The sequence below is a fragment of the Arthrobacter sp. STN4 genome (assembly GCF_024539665.1).
Lineage (GTDB): Bacteria > Actinomycetota > Actinomycetes > Actinomycetales > Micrococcaceae > Specibacter.
The window spans coordinates 13,441-30,973 of record NZ_JAKZGX010000008.1 but is presented as its reverse complement, the minus strand read 5'-3'; the positions used below and the strand labels follow the sequence as shown (position 1 = coordinate 30,973).

The window sequence follows — 17,533 nt, the reverse complement described above, 5'->3', positions numbered from 1 at the left end:
CAATCGATCTCATATTTGGCAAAGGAGCTGGCAGATGAGTGGACCACGCACGATCATCCTGGGCGCTTCGCACTGGCACATCCCGCTCTGTACGCGGGCGATCGGCGAAGAACACCAAGTCGTCGGCATCAGTGACGAGGACGTATCGCTGGTCCGTGGACTTGCCGAAGTTTGGGACGCTCCCGTAGAGGCTGACTGGCGGAGCCTGGTGGATCTGCCAGATCTTGGGCTTGCCTATGTCTTCGGCCCGCACAGTGGCATGGCGGAAAAGTGTCTTGCCCTGATCGAGCGCGGCATTCCGTTCGTGGTGGAGAAGCCTCTGGGCACCTCCCTTGCGGAACTTTCCGAGGTGCGGAAGGCAGCGGAAGCTGCCGGCGTGCCCGCGACGGTCCCGTTAGTTCAGCGGGGCGGCCCCATCGACCGTTGGCTGGCCAAGGCCGGTCGGCCGACGTACCAGAGGACCTCCTTTATTGCCGGGCCGCCCTCGCGCTACCTGGACAACGGGAATCCTTGGATGCTGGACCCTGCCGCTGCAGGTGGTGGTTGCCTGGCGAATCTGGCACCGCATTTTGTCGATCTGTTCCTGCAGGGCAGTAACGAGTCAGCGGAAAAAGTAGATTCCCGGCTCTCTTTCGTTCTGCACGGCGCGGGTGTTGAGGACCATGCCAGCGTCATTATTACCACCCCGAGCGGGCGTGAAGCCATTATCGAGGTGGGGTACGCATTCCCGGGTTCGCCGTTGAAGCGCTACTGCAGCTACACATCGGCAGGGGAGGCGGGATTCGCCTCCGTCGACTCGGACGGTTCTGCCACGTTCACTGCGCTGGACGGGGCGACGGAGTCAGCCGTGATCGGCGTTGACAGTGACCCTCTCTATGATGCGTTCGTACGACGTGTCGCGAAAACGCTGGACGATGGATTCCAGGGCCTGCCGACACTGGCCCAGCTTGAAGATGCGATGCGCCCGATTTGGCAGGCATATGACGACCACGGAGGAAGAGAAAATGGCAGACCTTAGTATTGACGTTGTCGCGAAGGCGGCCGGCGTCCACCGCTCAACGGTTTCCCGGGCGTTCTCCCGGCCGGAAGCGGTAAAAAGCGAAACCCGGGAGCACATTCTCCGGGTCGCCGAGGGGCTTGGCTACACGATGAGCCCGCTTGCCCAGGCCTTGCGTCGAAAGACCAGCACTTTTGTCCCTCTTATCGTGCCTGACATCACCAACCCGTTCTTTGCAGAACTTGCCAAGTCCATGACGCAGGCCGCTGATGAGCGCGGCTACCAGCTGCTGCTGTGTGTCACGAACGGAGATCCTGCCAAGACCGAGGGGTACTTCACCGCCATGCAGGCCATGTACGCCCCCTTCGGAATCGTCGCGCCCTCGACGAAAGTTGATACCGACGCCCTCAAGCGCTTCGATTTTGGCCACCGGGTGGTAGTGATCGACCGTGTGGAAGACGATTCCTCGGTTCCAACCGTCACCGTCGACAGCCGCCGCGGAATAGTCATCGCCCTGGAGCACCTGCGTTCCCTGGGGCACACCTCGATCGGCTACGTTTCCGGTATCTCCGGAACCCACACTGCGCAGGATCGAATGGATGCGTATATGGAGCTTTCAGCGGAAGGCAGCGGCACGCCCCTTGTACTTGACAGCGGCTCCGATCCGGACGCAGGGGCGCGCGCGGCCAAGCACTTTCTCGGGATGGTAAATCCCCCGACGGCGATTATCGCCGCCAATGACATGGTCGCCTTCGCGGTGATTTCGGCCCTTGGCCAAAGCGGTATCCGAGTACCGGAGGACGTATCGGTCATGGGCTTTGACGGCCTGGCGTTGGGCGCCCGGTTCAACCCGGCTCTGACTACTGTCCGGCAGCCGATCGCTGACATGGGAAACATCGCGATCGAACTGGCAGAAAAGCAGAACCTGAACGGATCGATAGACCACGTCGTTCTGGAACCTGAACTTCTGGTGCGCTCCTCCACCGCAGGGCCGCGCAAATGACCGCGGTCAGCGCAAGGACGCTGCGCCGGCTGCCCGGGCTGAGGCACACGGACCACGTCGGTCTGACAGTTCCGAACCTCGAGGACGCAATCACGTTCTTCGTCGAGGTACTCGGCGCCGAGGAGTTGTACCGCTCCAACCGCGGACCTGACGCCGCGTTCATGCCCACGAACTTCGATGTCCCTGCTGATGCCCGGCTCATCCTCGCCATGCTGCGGCTGCCTCCGAACCTGAATATCGAGCTTTTCCAATGGAGCAGCGCTGAACGGCGGGAAACCCCGCCACGGCATTGCGACGCAGGCGGGCACCACCTGTGCTTCGTTGTGGACGACGTCGACGAAGCGGTCGCCGTGCTGCAGGAAACCCCCGGAGTGCGCGTGCTCGGGCAACGCAAGGAAGTCGCCGGTGACAGTCCACGCGTGGCGGGCAACCGCTGGACTTATTTCACTACCCCCTGGGGGCTGCTGATGGAAATCGTCGACCGGTCCCGCGTCGCATCCCCACCGCGTCTGGTCGGTCCCGCGGACTGGGCAGCAACTCAAGACACTTTCAGGAAGGACGCCTAACATGCGACTTGCAGGCCACACGCTCGGTACTCCGAACCATACGGTCCCCCAGGCAATCAAGCTTTTTCGAGCCGCAGGGCTCGATGCTGCAGAAGTCATTTACCAGGACGGCTACACTTCAGGTCTCCCTCAAGGGGACCGGCGCGCCGCCAAGGAGGCATTGAGGGCGGCGGAAGACGAGGGCCTGCCCATCATTGGCCTTACGCCATACACCACGGCCATCAACGCCCTGGACGAGAATGAATGGCGCGACGGAGTAGACGAATTCCGTGGCGCTATAGAGACCGCCCATCTGCTCGGCGCCGACCGGGTGCGCGTGTACGCGGGATCCTGGCATCCGGGAGACGGCGACCATGCGAGACGATGGGTGAGACTGCGGGAGGCCCTGCAGACCCTGGCGCCGGAGGCTGAACAGGCCGGGGTGCGCTTGTGCGTGGAAAATCATTTTGGCACCATGACCCAAACGGCGGCCGAAACCGCGGCGCTCGTCCGGGAGGTTGCGCACCCAGCCGTTCGTGTTCTCTATGACCAGGCCAACCTCACCTTCACCCACGACGAGACGTTCGAACAGGCCTTTGATGTTCAAGGCGAGCTGATCGGTCACGTACACGTCAAGGACCTCGTGTTCACCGATTCCTCTGCGGCCTTCCGCGCAACGGAAACAGCGCGCGTCAATGCATCCGAGCGTTCCGTCCGGTCAAAAGTTATCGGCAGCGGCGTCCTTCCCTGGCCCGAGATTCTCGCCGCGCTGCTGCGCCAAGGCTACGACGATCTGTTGAGCATCGAGTATGAGTACCGCTGGCACCCGCAAGACCTCCCGAACCCGGAGGACGGGTTCCGTGAATCAGCGGCCGCCCTGCGTGGAATGCTTTCCGATCTTACCGAAGTGCAGGAGGCACGATGAACGCCCAACGCCTGCGCGTCGGCGTTGTTGGGGCGGGCAATATCGCCTCCATCGCCCAATTGCCCACACTCGTACAGCGCGACGACGTTGAGTTGGCTGCCCTGGTGTCCCGGCGCGAAGATCCGGGAAACCTGGTCCGGCGGTGGGGCTTCGGTGCCGCATATCCGTCAGTGGAGGAGATGCTGGCCTCCCAGGACCTGGACGCCGTCTTCGTCCTCACGCCGCGGTCCGAGCACGCGCACGCCGTCCAGCTGTGCCTGAACCATGACGTAGACGTGTTTTGCGAAAAGCCCCTGGCCCCGTCCACCGTGGAGGCGGGACGGTTGGCGGACCTCGCCGACGAACGCGGCCGGATCCTGATGGTCGACTTCAACCGCCGCTACGCACCCGTCTACACGGCAGGGCGCGAGGCGTTCGGTGAGAAGGGCGCAACCTTCTGCGTCGCGCAAAAGAACCGCCCCGGTTCGGAATACCGCGCGACGTTCGAGAACGCCATTCACATGGTCGACCTGCTCCGCTGGTACTGCGGCGGCGAACCCGCCGACGTGGCAGCGCATGCAGCCGGCGATGACCCTTGGGAAGAAGACGGCGTCGCGGCCATCGTCCGCTTCAGTACAGGCAACACCGGAGTGCTGACGGCAGCTCGAACCGCAGGTGCCTGGAACGAAAAACTAGATGCGTATGGTGGCGGAAAGACCGTGGAGATACGCGCCCCCGAAACAGTGTCGACAACCGTCAACGGAGTCACCACATCACGCGAGCTCAGCGCCGAGGCCTACGGTTGGGCGACAGCCACCGACACACTCGGATTCTCCGCGGCCGTCCACCACTTCCTCGACAGGGTCACGGACAGGGAACAGCCCCTTACCTCAGGTCGCGAAGCCGTTCACACCCAGCGCCTGCTCGACCGGATTCTCGCGGCCTCCGGGCTACCCGCCAAAGAACAAGACGGCCGGCAATGGGAAAGCCACGCCACAAGTGGCAAAGGCTGATCAGCTGAAAAGCAAAGGAAACACGTGCCTGGCCCCTGGAGCGTGACCGCAGACGGCCTGAATGTAGTGGCAACGGCTTCTGCAGGTCACTTGGGAGCGGCCCAGTGCAAGCAGCCAAGCCCCCCAACCACGGCACACCCCAAAACACACACGGCACGAAAGGCTTAATGAATATCACGACAGCAGCTCACACACCAACCGCAGCGGAACAACAGGACAGCCACATGAATGGACAAATCAAATGAGCGTCAAAGACCAGGTCGTTTTGGTAACGGGATCGAGCGGCGGAATCGGCAATGCAGTGGTCGATGCGCTCACAGCCGCGGGCGCCGTCGTCGTCGGAGCCGACCGCAGCCCCAAAAAAGGTCAGCCACTGGCGGCATTCTTCGCGCTCGACGTCACCTCTGAAGAGCAATGCGCCTCTATCGTCAGTGACATCACAACAAAGTACGGCCGCATCGATGTCCTCATCCACGCAGCGGGAATCCTGGGAAGCACTCCAGAAATAATGGAGACCAAGACCGAAGAGTTCGAATCCATCATGCGGATCAACGCCTCCGGGACGTTCTCGATGGTACGTGAGGCGGCACACTCCATGATCGGCACCGGCACGGCCGGCGCGATCGTGATCCTCTCCTCGGTCGCAGCCAAAGAAGCCCGCAGCAACTACCTGCCCTACAACGCAAGCAAACTCGCAGTGCTGCATATCATGTGGTCATTCGCCGAGATACTCGGACCCAACGGAATCTCAGTCAACGCCATCGCACCAGGCCCGGTCAACACACCCATGTGGGCTCAATTCGCCAAGGACTCCGGCCCGGACGCAGCCGCCAACCGGGCCAAGCGCGCCGCGCAACTGCCAATGCGCCGCTTCGCAGAGCCCGATGAAGTCGCCCGCGCCATCCTCTTCCTGGCTGATCCGGACAACCGATACATCACCGGGGTGACCCTCGACGTGGCAGGAGGGGCACACCTGGGGATGGGAACCTAGGATCCGTCAGTACTCTATTGGCGGGCATCCGCCGATATCCGCCGCAGAGCGCATGAGCCGTCAATTGCCCCGGTATCGGGGACCAGGACGCAGCCAACAACGGATGCTGCGTGAACATTCAACCGAATCAACGTATGTTGGTGCAGAGCCGGGACCTCCTCACGAAATTCACATGTTTCACCACCGATGCAGGCTTATGAAAGCCTAAAAGCCTAGACGTTGTCTACCGGCAACCCACGGCCGCTGAGACACAGATGGTCCAGGACTCCACCGAAGGCAGCCAAAGCCCATGCCCATCCGGGTATAACGACATCTCGCCGGGTGGCCCCGCCTCGCCCCGCCACGACGACGGAGACCCGCCAGCCCCAAGCCGGTGGCGGGGGACCCTCCGGCGACAGGGGCTGCCCCGGACTGCAGAAAAGAGCGTAGGCAAAAAAGGGTGTGTACAACGTACACACCCTTTGGCTTTGGACTGGTTCGGACTGGCTTGGATTCGGGAACTTTTCTGATATTCACTGCGTTTGTAGGGGGTGTCGGCTGGGTCGAGTCCCACCTCGGGCACAGTAAAACCGCAGGTCAGGGCGGTGTAAGCGCTTTAGGTGGTGTGTACGCGGTACACACCTGCTAGGCAGCCCGGCGGATGGTCATTCGGTTGCTGATTTAGCGTTCGTTAAGTGGCTGCTCCTTCTTGGCCCCGGTACGTTTTTTCCTTACACCTGTTCATGGTTCGCCGGAGCCTTTACAACGTGAGCTGGTGGCATGTTTTTGATTTTTCTTTTCGGCTGTCGGTAGTTCCCCTGTTTCTGGGGAGACTGGGTTCAGAATTGCTGACAAGGCGACCTTTCGTACACGGTTGAATAAGAATGGGGCAGCGTCGTTTACGGAAAGTTGGCGGGACCCGGGGGCGAATACGCAGCAGGACGTGAGCGACTATGTTCGAAGGCGCGGGACTTTAGGTTGATGCGAGAGCAGGTGTTGTTGGTGCTACGGGGAGCGCGCTGGATGGCGTTCAAGGCGTCCATAGGGGAGACCCCGGCACATGTGCCGATGTGATCATAAACGGTATGTCCGCCGGGCTTCGAGGAGTCTGCTTAGGCGATCGAGAGGTGTGCCGACCAGGTCATGCAACTTTGCGCCGTCCGGGATGGACTTGTATCCGGGGTGGTCAAGCTCAGGCCCGTCGACGCCATGATTGCAGGTTGCATGACGTGCGATCCATAGTGACGGTCTCGAGGATAAGCCAAAGGTTGGGTACTTGTAGAGCCCAATTTTCGGCGGTGAATGACGGCGTTTTCGCACCGCTAATTGGTGGTGGGTGCAGCCCGGTTGGGGATCCTTGTGTGTTCGCGGTGGCGGACTGTTCCGCGGGAACGATTTATGCATCCTCGTTATCGTCGCGCAGGGACTGGATCATGCCTTGCAGGATCCGAAACGCCTCCGCATGCTCGTCTTTCGACAGGCCGCCGAGCATTCTGTCCTCGACGGATCGGACTGCTACGGTCGCCTTCTCCAGGCTGCGCCGACCCCGTGGCGTGAGCCGCGTGGGAAGAACTTTCCCGACCGGGGCCTGGGCCGGCCGGGTCACGTAGCCGTCCCGTTCCAAGCCTTGCAGCAGCACGTTCATCGACTGTCGGGTCACGAACGCTCCGCGTGCCAGCTCCGAGTTCGACAGGCCCGGGCGCTGTGCCAGCAGCTCAAGGCAGGAGTAATGCGTCACCGTCATCCCGAGCGGCCGCAGCACTGCCTCCATGGCAGCGCGAAGGGCGCTCGACGCCTCTTTCAACAGGTAGCCCAGGGACGTCTCGAGATCGACGCCGATAAAATCTTGACTCATGTCAACATTCTGACATAGATTAGCCCATGTCAGAAAACTGACATATAGAAAAGGAGCGTCAACATGCCCGCAACCGGCCCCGACTTCATCTCACTCCAGGCAAGCGATCTCCACGCGTCGCAGGCGTTTTACGAACAGTACCTCGGCCTCGTCCGCTCCCCGGCGGGCCCGCCCCATGCCGTCGTCTTCGAGACCACGCCCATTGCGTTCGCGCTGCGGGACCTGGTTCCGGGGACCGATCTTGCGACCGTTGCCCAGCCAGGCATCGGTACCGCGATTTGGCTCCATGCCACCGACGTCCAGGCTATTCACGACGCCCTCGTCGCCGACGGCCACAAGATCGTCTCCGCCCCGGTCGACGGCCCATTCGGTCGCACGTTCACCTTTGCCGACCCCGACGGCTACCACGTCACCCTCCACGACCGCGCCTAAGCTTCGATCCACCGAGCCGTCTTCGCGGTCTGTTTGATTTCGGATCGCGGGGGCCGTTTCGTTTTTGGGGATGGACAGATGACCCTCCTTGCTGCCGTTGGTGTTCCACGTTTGGGTTCCTGCAGCGTGCCGGCCTCGGCCGGGTGGGCAGGTTTTATGTTGCTTGCGGTGGTGCATGGGTGACAGCGACGAGCTGTTCCCCGGCAATTTGCCAAGGCCATTTCTCGGGCAGGTGGTCCCGTATTCCTCGGGCCGTGGACACGATCCGAGCAGGGACGTTGATCAGCCTGGCCCGGATCGTTCCCGTTCTGGATCTGGCGGACAAGCACTCGGCAAGAATCCCAGCGGTGCGGGTGAGGTTGTAGGCTATGACCGCGGCGGCCAGCCTGGCAGGGTTCGCGTCGAATGCCCCGAGGGCAGGTGTGCCAAGGCGCTGTCCAACAGAATCGGCGTCGACCCGCTCAATAGCGGTGTGCTTCCGATGGATCTTATCGGCAGCGACTGCTCCCAACGTCTCCACTTGGACGGTGGGGGAAGAACGCATGGAAGCGGTGCGTGTCAAAGAGGGCGGGTTGCCCGTCACCGGCTTTGGCGCTCAGCTCGCCCGATGCGGGGCACGACCATCCGGCCGGTGACCCGCCCGCTCTTCTTCCTGCCCGACAACGTCGTGAACGGCACTTCCTTGACTTCCGCGGCCGAGACCCACCCTTCGTGGCCTCGTAATAGACGGCGTTGGTGTACTGGATGGGCACCCACGCGGACTCCGCAATGGTGGCGATGGCGCGTTTGACGGCAGGGTCCATGCGTCCCGTGACCGTGACATCGGTGCCGCCGGCCAGTGCGGGACTGACCGCGGGGCAGCCGTACTAGGCCAAATCAAACCGGCACACCACCGGCGGCTGCACTCCGGTGCGCTTGAGCGTGCCCGATGCTTGCGTAACGGATTTCCTGGCCTGGCGGGCTGAGTTCGCCGCTCCCTTGCGCACGCGCTTGCCCTTGATCGTCAGCGCCGTGCCCTACAGGGTGGCAGCGGCGAGGACGGCATTGAGGCCGTGGACCCCGCCAGTACCTGCATTCGGAGCCCTGCTTCTGATACCAGTGCACTTCGATGATGGTGTAATCGGCGTCGACTAAGACGAAGTCCGCCCCGGACTGTGTGCCGAACAGGGGCGCCTTGCGGGCCAGGCTGGCCGGCCGCCGGAAGTGACTGCGTCGAGTTGGCGCTCGTGCCCGAACGTGAAGGACCGCAGGAAGGAGCCCAAAGTGGACGGGGCGAAGCTGCCGGCTAAGGGCTCCTTCATCCCTCCAAGGCGCAATAGTGCCATGTCATCAATGCCGTCAGCCCCGGCGACGATGCCCGCTAGCAATGCGAGTCTAAACCCAGGGTTCGCGCCCATGTCCGTGGGCACGGACAACCATGCATCGGTCGGTGCGTGTAGCGGCGCCTCCCGGGCCAGGCATAGCACCGGCACCAGCCCGGCCGGCGACATAAGGTACTCCTCGGCAAGGAAAACGGACCCTGCCGCCGGGGTATTGGAAACGTGCATTTACGAGATGATCTCTTTTGGGTATGGAAATTTGACTGTCGTAAGCCTATTTTCCTCTGAAAGACGGGATTTCGTGCTTAAAACGCCGTAGGGCCACCCGCTCGGATCGGTGAATCGAGGCTAAGCATCAAGACCCGCAACGCAAACGCGACGACTTCACCCTCATCCCCTTCGGCGCTTGAGCAGCCACAAGCGGGCCCGTTATGGACATCATTTTGCAGTACGCCATCCCGGCCCCAAGGCTACCTCAAGCTACAAACTGGCTCCCGCACAATAGGTCAAAACACCATAGTCCTCTTTTTACTTGGCCTAAATGGCCCGATTTTGAGTCGGAGCGGACAGTCCCGACTGGCTGGACGGCGTCGTTGGAAACTTCAACAACGATCCGCTCGATAAAGGCCAATGACCCATGTGTAGCATCTTGGATGAGCCGGTCCAAGGCCGTCCCAGGAAGCCTGGATGGCCTGGGAAGTTCAGGCAGGGCGCAATGAGTCAGTTGTCGAGGCCTCGCAGCTGTCGGCCGCGCTCGTAGAGACATGGCCGCGATCCGCAGCTCCCGACCAGGAGAGGGACGGCAAGGATGTCCAGCGTAAGATCTATGCGCCTTACGACGACGGTCCAAACTATGTAACGGGTGGGTCCCTTTTGAGCTTCAGCCAGATCAGGGCGCTCGGGAGTCTGAGGAAACGGGGCTCAGAGTAAAGCCAAGGCGCTTCCATGCGGCCTGTTGGCGTACTCTGAGCCCCATTTCTGCTTAGGTTAGTTTCGGGTTCGGCGGCGCAGTGCCCGGTTCGTGTCCGCCGTCGACCATGATCTGGTGCGCCAGGGCCTCGGCGCAGACGTCCAGGAGCCGGGTGCCCTTGTCGGCGGTGGCGCCGCGGGCGTCCCCCGAGACGCCGTTCGCCGTGACGTCGCGGAAGGACCGCCATCGGTACAGGGGCACGGCATCTGACCGGAGGCCCGAGACGGGGCCTGTGGCGCGGGAGAGCATGCCAGTGGCCACGAGTTCGGGGAACGCGGCGAGCATCATGGATGTCTCTCCCTCGCAGGCGTGCATGATGCTGTCCTGTGTCTCGAGGATCTCCTCAATCTGGTCGCGGGCGACGGTCACGTAGGTGGCCACGGAGATGTCCGCTCCCGGCAGGTCGAGGGACAGCTGGTCGACGATGGCATTCAGGGCGGAGATGTTCCCGCCGTGCCCATTGACGACGACGATCCGCTGGAAGCCGGACCTCTGGATGCTGGCACACACGTCCCGGATGAGCGCATAGTACGTGGTGAGCGGCAGTGTGAGCGTGCCCCCGAACGCCATATGGTGCTCGGAGAGGCCCCAAGGCAGCCCGGGAGCGCACACGACGGGCATTCCGGCTTCCTCGAGGATGGCGGCCGCCCTCAGGCAGGCTTCTGCCGCTAGGAACAGGTCGACTCCTGTGGGGAGGTGTTCCCCGTGCTGTTCGGTGGAACCCACGGGGAGCATGACCACAGCATCGTGCTCTGCGTGGTATTTAAGCGCCGGGGCACTGAGTCGGTTCCACTGGTATTCGGTCATGCGATACGCTCCTAAGATGGATTGGACGGTACAGTCGAAATGGGAGAGGTTCTTGATTTGAGTGAGGCGGCTTCTTCAAAGTTGCTGGACGCGGCCCGCAGGCTTTTCCTCGCCCATGGCTACGACAGAGTCAACCTCGAGCGGATTGCCAAGGAAGCAGGAGTGTCGAGGCAGACTCTCTACAACAGGTTCGGCAGCAAGGAGACTGTCTTCCGGGCGATGTTACAGCGTCATTGGGATCAGCTCAACGTATCTGCATTCCTCGAGGAGCTCAATGGGCCCGGAGGTGTTCCGGAGGCCTCCGAGGTGCTGCGGGCCTTCGCGCAGCTGCTTCTGCGCTTCGTCCGGGAAAATGACCAGGTTGACGTCATCAGGCTCGTCATTGCCGAATCACGGCGGCTGAGCTGGATCGCGGAGGACTTCTACAGGGTGGGGAAGGCGCCCCTCCTAGATGCCCTCGCCGCCGCCCTGGACCGGCTCAGCGGGCTGGGCCGGCTCCAGTGCACCGACGCCTTCGTGGCCGCACATCAGTTCTTCGGGCTCGTTCAGGAGATGACCCTCTGGCCCGCGGTCATGGCAGCCCCTGCAGCACGGGACCACTTGCCGGCGGAAGAGCGGGTGATCGACGAAGCGATCCTGACATTCCTCAGCCGCTATGCTTCATGACCTAAGTTCAGGGGAGATCTCCTCGACGCTCAGCCCAGTCGTCCGCACTCCGGCGACCACGACGGCCAACGCGGCCACGAGGCAGGCCGCTCCGACCAGCGTGAAGACGGCGCCTGATCCGGCGTGCTGCAGGAGGGGAACGAGGTAGAAGGGCGCCACGGCAGTCGAAAGGCGGCCGAGGGAGTACAGCCATCCGGTCGCCGTTGTGCGGATGCCGGTGGGGAACTGCTCGAGCTGGTAGACGTGCGTGGCGTTTGACATGACATTCGCGACGACGGTGAAGCAGAACCCGAAGACCACGATCACCGTAGGGTCCTGGGCGTTGCCGAAGACTATTCCCAGCACGGCCATCAGCGCCAGAGATCCACCCAGCAGCAGCTTGCGCTCCATGCGCTCCATCAGCCACATCGACACCGCCGACCCGACCGGGTACCCGATGAACGCCAGGGAGGTGTAGAGCAGCGAGCTGGTCACGGTGAAGCCGCGTTCGGTGAGCGCGAGCGTCGCAACAGAGCTGAACCCGTGGTAGCCGATCACCGCCAGGATCCAGACCAAGGCCATCAGGACCGTCCGCTGCACCAGCGGCCTGCGCAGCAGTGCCGACGCCGGCAGGGGCGTCGCGTGGGGCAGGGTGCTGTCCGCGGGCTCCAGGGCCTCGGCACCGTCCCACCCTTCGGACCGGCTCGCCTCCTCCAACCGATGGGTGACCTCCTCGGCCTCGGCCGCACGTCCGACCGTCTGCAGCCACCTTGGTGACTCGGGCAGTTGGCGGCGGACCAGGAACGTGATGATCGCCCCCGCCGCCCCGAACGCGAACATCCACCGCCAGCCGGCGATTCCCCACGGGGCAGCGGCAGTCATTCCCAGACCGAGGAAACCGACCACGGGTACCGCCGTGTAGGCGACGGTGAAGGCCCACGCCGCAAAGTACCCCCGACGCTTCGCGGGCAGGATCTCCCCTAGGAATGAATCCGTCACCGGGAGCTCGCCCCCCAGACCCACGCCCGCAATGAACCGGCACGCCACGAGCATCCACAGATCCGAGGAGAACGCGGCCGCGAGGGTCGCGGCGGAATACAGGGCGAGAGTGATCATGTACGCCTTCCGCCTGCCGAGCCTGTCGGCGACCGGGCCGATCACTACCGCCCCAAGGAAGGCCCCGAGGAACGGTGAGGCCAGAACCAGGGAGAGGCCCGCCCCTCCCAGCCTAAACTCGGAGCTTAGCGTCGTGGCCAACACCCCGGAAAGGAACAGCTCGTAGATCTCGAAGAACGTACCGAGGGCGATGATCACGATGATGCGCTTGTGGGCCCTCGTCACGGGCAGCCTGTTGAGGCGGTCGGAAATGGACGATCCCGCGCGGCTCGCGTGGACTTTAGGGGACATTCTGGGCTCTCCTGACGATCGGCGGCTCTGGCCGAGAGGAAGAAGAATGGCCAGAATTAGACTTTACAGTAAAGTACAAAACTGGCTGACGTCAAGGGTCTGCCGCGCTTGGCTAAGTTGTGTAAGTCGGGCCATTTCGAATCGCCCCGGGAACAGTCCAGGCTCAAGACCATCGACAGCCCAATGGCCGGACTCATCCCACTCGCCTGCGACATCCTCACCGTCGCGGGCGAGGAGCTGCGGATCATGGTCTATTCACAGCCCAACCCGGCACCGAACACGCCGACCGGTTCTTCCTTGTGGTCCTCCTGGGCACCCGGTCGCTCATCGACTGGCGCACCACCGCCTCAAGGGCCTCACCGGGAACCATGGGGTGGGATCCTGCGCGACCGAGATGTCCCGCGCTGCCGGCCAAACGCGGCGCGGGAGAAGACGGATGCCATGACAGCGGCCCGGCACGGCAGAGCACACCCCTCCACAAGACCCTGGGGCCGGCGAACGCGAAGAAATCCGGTCCGCTCCAGGTTACGGGCCGGCGGGGCCGAGGATTGATCCCACGAGCCGGCGGGCGTACGCGGCGTCAAGCCCGGCCGGGCGGAAGAGGATACGGTACATCAGGGGAGCGACGACGTGGTCGATTATCGTCTCAACGCCCGGGGCCTTCTCCCCGCGTTCGGTCGCGCGGGTGAGGATCACGTTGATCTGTTCGGCTGCGTAGGCAGAGCACTGCCCGGCGTTGCTGCCGTCCGGATTGCCGAGCAGGGCGTCGCGGATGTAGGCGCGGCCGGCGGGGGAGGACATCTCGTCGAGGAACTGCTCGACCCACGCCGTCAGGTCGGAGTGCAGGGTCCCATAATCCCCGGGTGCGGTCTCGGGCCGCAGGCGCTCGACCGCTACATCCGACAACAGCTCCTGCAGGTCCCCCCAGCGCCGGTAGATCGTCGAAGGTGTCACCCCCGCGCGCTGGGCGACCAGCGGCACACTCAGGGCATCCCGGCCGAACTCCGAGGCGAGTTCGTGCACGGCGGCGTGCACCGATGCCTGGACCTGGGCGCTGCGCCCGCCCGGGCGCACCATCTGCCTGCTCATAGAAACCCATCTTAAAGCAAAATCATTGCGTCTATGAACCACGCACGCCCCGGTGCGTGCAACTGGCCGCCGTTCGACCGCCTCCTCGCCGGCCCTTCGTGAACTTTAGCGCCGCCGCAGTGTGCCCCCGCGCGAGAAAAGATCTTCATGGCGCTGACGGCTTACCCGCGCCTGCCGCAAAAGGCGACGTGGGGGACTTGGGCCGGTCGTCCGCTTGCGGTGCGAGACCTGCGGACATGGGCTTATCCCTTCTCGGCTGAAGTGGCGTCCCCCAGCTCAAGGCTAAGGCTTTACTTAGCCTTCCGTGGGCCCTAAAGTGTCTTAAAGCAATTCCGTAGCGTTTAGTGCCAAGGGCCGATGTCCACCCCCACACCACTGGTCCTCGCGCCACGCACACAACGATCTTCCGTAACGAGATTCAAAGGACTGAACGATCATGAGCACTGCCCCCGGCTTCGTGTCTAGCGCCGCAGTTTCCTGGACCGTGGGCGAGGTCACCGTTCACCGCATCGACGAGGTCCTCCTGCCCCCCGCCACCGGACCGTGGCTACTGCCCGACGCCACCCCGGACCTTGTCGCCGCGCAGGGCTGGCTGCATCCCCACTTCGCCGACGACGAGGGCATCCTCCGCATCGACAGCCACAGCTTTGCTTTCGCCCTAGGGGGCCTGCGGATCCTGGTCGACACCGGCATCGGCAACGGCAAGGAACGGGCGAATCCCGCTTGGCACAATCTGAACACCGACTACCTGAGGGACCTCGCCGCCGCCGAATTCCCCGCGGACTCGGTTGACCTCGTGATCCTCACCCATCTGCACGCCGACCACGTGGGCTGGAACACCCGCAAGGTAAACGGCGGCTGGGTGCCCACCTTCCCCAATGCCCGTTACGTGACCACCCGCACTGAGCGGGAGTTCTGGGCTGGATACGACATGGAGGAAGCACGCGAGCAGATGTTCCGAGACTCCGTGATCCCGGTGGAGAAGGCAGGGCTGCTCGACCTCATCGACGTCCCCGCAGAGGGCGTCCCCGTCACCGAGGGCCTGCGCCTGCTCCCCACTCCCGGCCACACCCCCGGCCACGTCGCCGTCGAGCTGACGAGCCGCGGCCGGACTGCCCTAATCACCGGCGACTGCATCCACCACCCCATCCAACTTGCCCACCCCGCCATCGGCGCCTGCGTCGACATCGACCCGCACCAGTCCGAGAGCTCGCGCCGAACACTGCTCGCCTCACTCGCCGACACTGAAACCCTACTCCTGGGCACCCATTTCGCCCCGCCCACAGCCGGCCATGTCATCCGCCATGAGGGCGGCTACCGGCTCTCACCCGCCCCTGCCGACTCGCTCTGACCGGCGCTGAGACGCCTCTGGTGGCGACGCGACGTGAACCGGCCGAAGAAATCGGAATCGACCGCCGCCGCGACGGGCAACGACGGCGCCCGGGGCCCGTGTCACCGACGAAGGGCTACTGGTCTTCGCCCGCGCGCCGAAGAACCGTGACCGATACTCAAGCAAGTTCCGGGATATGGATTTGAGGGAGACACTCAACAGAGGGCAATGGAATCGAGACGAGACGTCGAACCATCAATCCTCAGGCTGGGTGGCAGCGAAAGGCTCCTCCAAAATCATCCCGTAAAGCGGTCGGCCAGCGGCGCAGGAGTCACCGAAGTTTCCCGGATCAAAAATGGACCGCTACCGCGGTCGCCAGATTCCGTAATAAAGCCCGCAAAAAGCCGGGTCACGGCGCTAACAGGTACATTCGAATACCACGACCGGACTGCTGATCGGACAGGCTCGCGTATCCACCAACGGCCAGGGCCTCACAGCACAGAAAAATGCGTTGCTTGCCCGGGGTGTCACCCGAGCAGACTTTGACATGGACCGGCCCGCGCGGAACCCGTCTTTTGATTCGGGACCGGCTGCTACACATGGCGGCTTCATCCACTTTCGTCAGGCGCCGGCTTCGTCCCATGCGCTGCATTAGTGTTGGCATGACGCTGCGTGGGAACCCGGACTTGAGCGCGTGGATGGGAGGTGGCCGGGTGGGTTTGCGCCTTGGCTTGCGGGGTCAGGTTTGGGTTTGGAGGGCAGCCAGGACACCGATGAGTTGCTGGATTGATTCGTCGGGGAGTTCTGTGAGCGGGGTGTTCTTGCGGTTGGCGAACACAGTGGCGGACAAACGTTCTCCGACGCGTTCCATTCCGGGTATGCCGGCGACGGTGGCCGGCAGCTCTGACAGGCCGGCAATGGTTGCACGTTGTTGCGGCTCCATGCGGGAGACCCCGTAGAAGTCCAGCTCGACGCTGGTGTTTTGGCCGGTGTAGGCGATCAATGACAGGGTGCCCAGCCGGGTGTTGTCCGGGGCGAGGATGGCAAAGGTGGCTGTGGGGCTGATGCTGGTCGAGCCGTGGAAGGTCAATCCTGAGGCCGCGGCTTGGGCGGTGAAGTGGTTGAATTTCTCGAGGTTGGAGGGCGAATTGGTGCCCAGCCAGGACCGGAAGCTCTCGATGGTCCAGGTGGGTTTTCGGCCGGCGTCCGCGGCGGATTTGGCTTCGGCAAGTTCCTCGCCGTAGATCCGGGGCATGAGGATGTCGGTTTCTTGGTCGCTCAGGCGCGCGTAGGCAACGGCAATGATGGACGTGGCCGGCCCCGACATGGCGTTGAGGTATTCGACCATTCGCTTCAAGTCCGGGTTGATGGCATCCACGGCGAGCACGATCCGGAAGCGTCCGTCGCTGAGGTTGTTGGCCACCCGGGTTCTTAGCTCCGAACTCCGTGGCAAGACGGTCAGGGTGAAGGCGGCGTTGCGACGGGGCGGGCGGTCCCGGGCTGGTGTCGGCCGTCAGGCCGGATGTCCAATCGAGGTTAGTGGAACAGGGCTGGTGTGGCGCCGGTTCCCGGTCCCGAGGTGGTCAGCGGGGGTTCCCCGGGTGGTGCAGACGCTGATGTTGGCTGTGCCGGCGATTTCGCGAAGGGCAAACACGCCCTCCAGTGCGGCTTTTTCCGACAGGAAACCAATGGTCACGGCGATGGTGTTTCCGTCATCATTGACCATTTTTACGTAGTAGACGCCGTCGGGGCCATGATGCAGTTCGATTCGTCCGGTCATCGTTTGTCTGCTCTCCAATTCATGGTTGTGTGGTTGGCCCCTACCTGGTGCCGGCGCTTCGTGACGGTTCGGTCCCTGCTGTCCGCTGTCTGGTTCGTGCCCGGCATCAGGGCTTAGGGGCGGGGTTCTTGGCGGTCGGTGGTGGATCCGGGGAGCCGGGCGGTGCGGGGATGGATATGCCCGATCATTCTTGCCGGGCCTGAAGGCACGGACCGTGGAGCATGTGATGCAGCCGTGTCCGGTTGCGTCCGCGACTTTCCTCCATGTGCCCGTTGGGCTGGCGATCGCCGCTGTTGCCCCCGTTGCGGATCGACGGTGGAGGAATGCGGGTGCTCGCGTCCCTCGATTCGGACATCGCGCTTGGATGCCCGGGCTGCGCCATGATCTTCGCGTAGGTGCATTTGCGGCGGACCCAGCCCGGTGCTGGACGTCCCCGTGCCGGTGCCGGTATCGGTGGGGTGGCTCGG

At 63.3% G+C, this 17,533-nt stretch carries 15 protein-coding genes and 1 pseudogene; 9 read left to right on the top strand and 7 right to left on the bottom strand.

Annotated features, from left to right (window positions below):
• Window positions 1-34: 34 nt before the first annotated feature.
• The 6 genes from MMF96_RS08065 to MMF96_RS08040 all read left to right on the top strand — a co-directional run bounded on the left by MMF96_RS08065 (window position 35) and on the right by MMF96_RS08040 (window position 5,453).
• Entirely contained in the window at window positions 35-1,018 is a 984-nt protein-coding gene (locus MMF96_RS08065) for a Gfo/Idh/MocA family protein (protein ID WP_256883196.1), read from the top strand.
• The gene (locus MMF96_RS08060; protein ID WP_256883195.1) at window positions 1,005-2,000 is read left to right on the top strand and encodes a LacI family DNA-binding transcriptional regulator; all 996 of its coding nucleotides are present in this window, start codon (window positions 1,005-1,007) and stop codon (window positions 1,998-2,000) included. Before MMF96_RS08065 ends, MMF96_RS08060 begins: the two co-directional genes overlap by 14 nt.
• Entirely contained in the window at window positions 1,997-2,566 is a 570-nt protein-coding gene (locus tag MMF96_RS08055) for a VOC family protein (RefSeq protein WP_256883194.1), read from the top strand. Before MMF96_RS08060 ends, MMF96_RS08055 begins: the two co-directional genes overlap by 4 nt.
• A 1-nt stretch (window position 2,567) precedes the next feature.
• Window positions 2,568-3,470: a sugar phosphate isomerase/epimerase gene (locus MMF96_RS08050; protein WP_256883193.1), complete on the top strand. Its 903-nt coding sequence runs from the start codon at window positions 2,568-2,570 to the stop codon at window positions 3,468-3,470.
• Complete coding sequence (locus MMF96_RS08045; RefSeq protein WP_256883192.1) at window positions 3,467-4,462, top strand: Gfo/Idh/MocA family protein; 996 nt, start codon at window positions 3,467-3,469, stop codon at window positions 4,460-4,462. Before MMF96_RS08050 ends, MMF96_RS08045 begins: the two co-directional genes overlap by 4 nt.
• A 241-nt stretch (window positions 4,463-4,703) precedes the next feature.
• Window positions 4,704-5,453, top strand: a complete 750-nt coding sequence (locus MMF96_RS08040) for an SDR family NAD(P)-dependent oxidoreductase (RefSeq protein ID WP_256883191.1) — start codon at window positions 4,704-4,706, stop codon at window positions 5,451-5,453.
• Window positions 5,454-6,828: 1,375 nt separating this feature from the next.
• Here MMF96_RS08040 and MMF96_RS08035 read toward each other — a convergent pair.
• A complete protein-coding gene (locus MMF96_RS08035; RefSeq protein WP_176618124.1) occupies window positions 6,829-7,287 on the bottom strand; it encodes a MarR family winged helix-turn-helix transcriptional regulator in 459 nt (152 codons plus the stop codon).
• 63 nt (window positions 7,288-7,350) lie between these two features.
• Here MMF96_RS08035 and MMF96_RS08030 point away from each other — a divergent pair, with 63 nt between their 5' ends.
• Window positions 7,351-7,719: a VOC family protein gene (locus MMF96_RS08030; protein ID WP_256883190.1), complete on the top strand. Its 369-nt coding sequence runs from the start codon at window positions 7,351-7,353 to the stop codon at window positions 7,717-7,719.
• 154 nt (window positions 7,720-7,873) lie between these two features.
• Here MMF96_RS08030 and MMF96_RS08025 read toward each other — a convergent pair.
• Both MMF96_RS08025 and MMF96_RS08020 read right to left on the bottom strand, forming a co-directional pair.
• Window positions 7,874-9,266: pseudogene (locus tag MMF96_RS08025) on the bottom strand (IS1380 family transposase).
• 754 nt (window positions 9,267-10,020) lie between these two features.
• The gene (locus MMF96_RS08020; RefSeq protein WP_256883189.1) at window positions 10,021-10,815 is read right to left on the bottom strand and encodes a creatininase family protein; all 795 of its coding nucleotides are present in this window, start codon (window positions 10,813-10,815) and stop codon (window positions 10,021-10,023) included.
• Between the two features lie 39 nt (window positions 10,816-10,854).
• Between MMF96_RS08020 and MMF96_RS08015 the strand changes: the two genes are divergently transcribed.
• Window positions 10,855-11,481, top strand: a complete 627-nt coding sequence (locus MMF96_RS08015; RefSeq protein ID WP_256883188.1) for a TetR/AcrR family transcriptional regulator — start codon at window positions 10,855-10,857, stop codon at window positions 11,479-11,481.
• Here the strand turns inward: MMF96_RS08015 and MMF96_RS08010 are convergent.
• Window positions 11,476-12,867 carry an MFS transporter gene (locus MMF96_RS08010; protein WP_256883187.1) on the bottom strand — a complete coding sequence of 464 codons (1,392 nt, stop codon included), beginning with the start codon at window positions 12,865-12,867 and terminating at the stop codon, window positions 11,476-11,478. The genes MMF96_RS08015 and MMF96_RS08010 overlap by 6 nt on opposite strands.
• Window positions 12,868-13,392: 525 nt before the next feature.
• Entirely contained in the window at window positions 13,393-13,956 is a 564-nt protein-coding gene (locus tag MMF96_RS08005; RefSeq protein ID WP_256883186.1) for a TetR/AcrR family transcriptional regulator, read from the bottom strand.
• Window positions 13,957-14,392: 436 nt separating this feature from the next.
• Between MMF96_RS08005 and MMF96_RS08000 the strand changes: the two genes are divergently transcribed.
• Window positions 14,393-15,307, top strand: a complete 915-nt coding sequence (locus MMF96_RS08000) for an MBL fold metallo-hydrolase (protein ID WP_256883185.1) — start codon at window positions 14,393-14,395, stop codon at window positions 15,305-15,307.
• A 718-nt stretch (window positions 15,308-16,025) separates the two neighbouring features.
• Here the strand turns inward: MMF96_RS08000 and MMF96_RS07995 are convergent.
• Window positions 16,026-16,709 carry a hypothetical protein gene (locus tag MMF96_RS07995; RefSeq protein ID WP_256883184.1) on the bottom strand — a complete coding sequence of 228 codons (684 nt, stop codon included), beginning with the start codon at window positions 16,707-16,709 and terminating at the stop codon, window positions 16,026-16,028.
• A 90-nt stretch (window positions 16,710-16,799) separates the two neighbouring features.
• The gene (locus MMF96_RS07990; protein WP_256883183.1) at window positions 16,800-17,066 is read right to left on the bottom strand and encodes a hypothetical protein; all 267 of its coding nucleotides are present in this window, start codon (window positions 17,064-17,066) and stop codon (window positions 16,800-16,802) included.
• Between the last annotated feature and the right edge of the window lie 467 nt (window positions 17,067-17,533).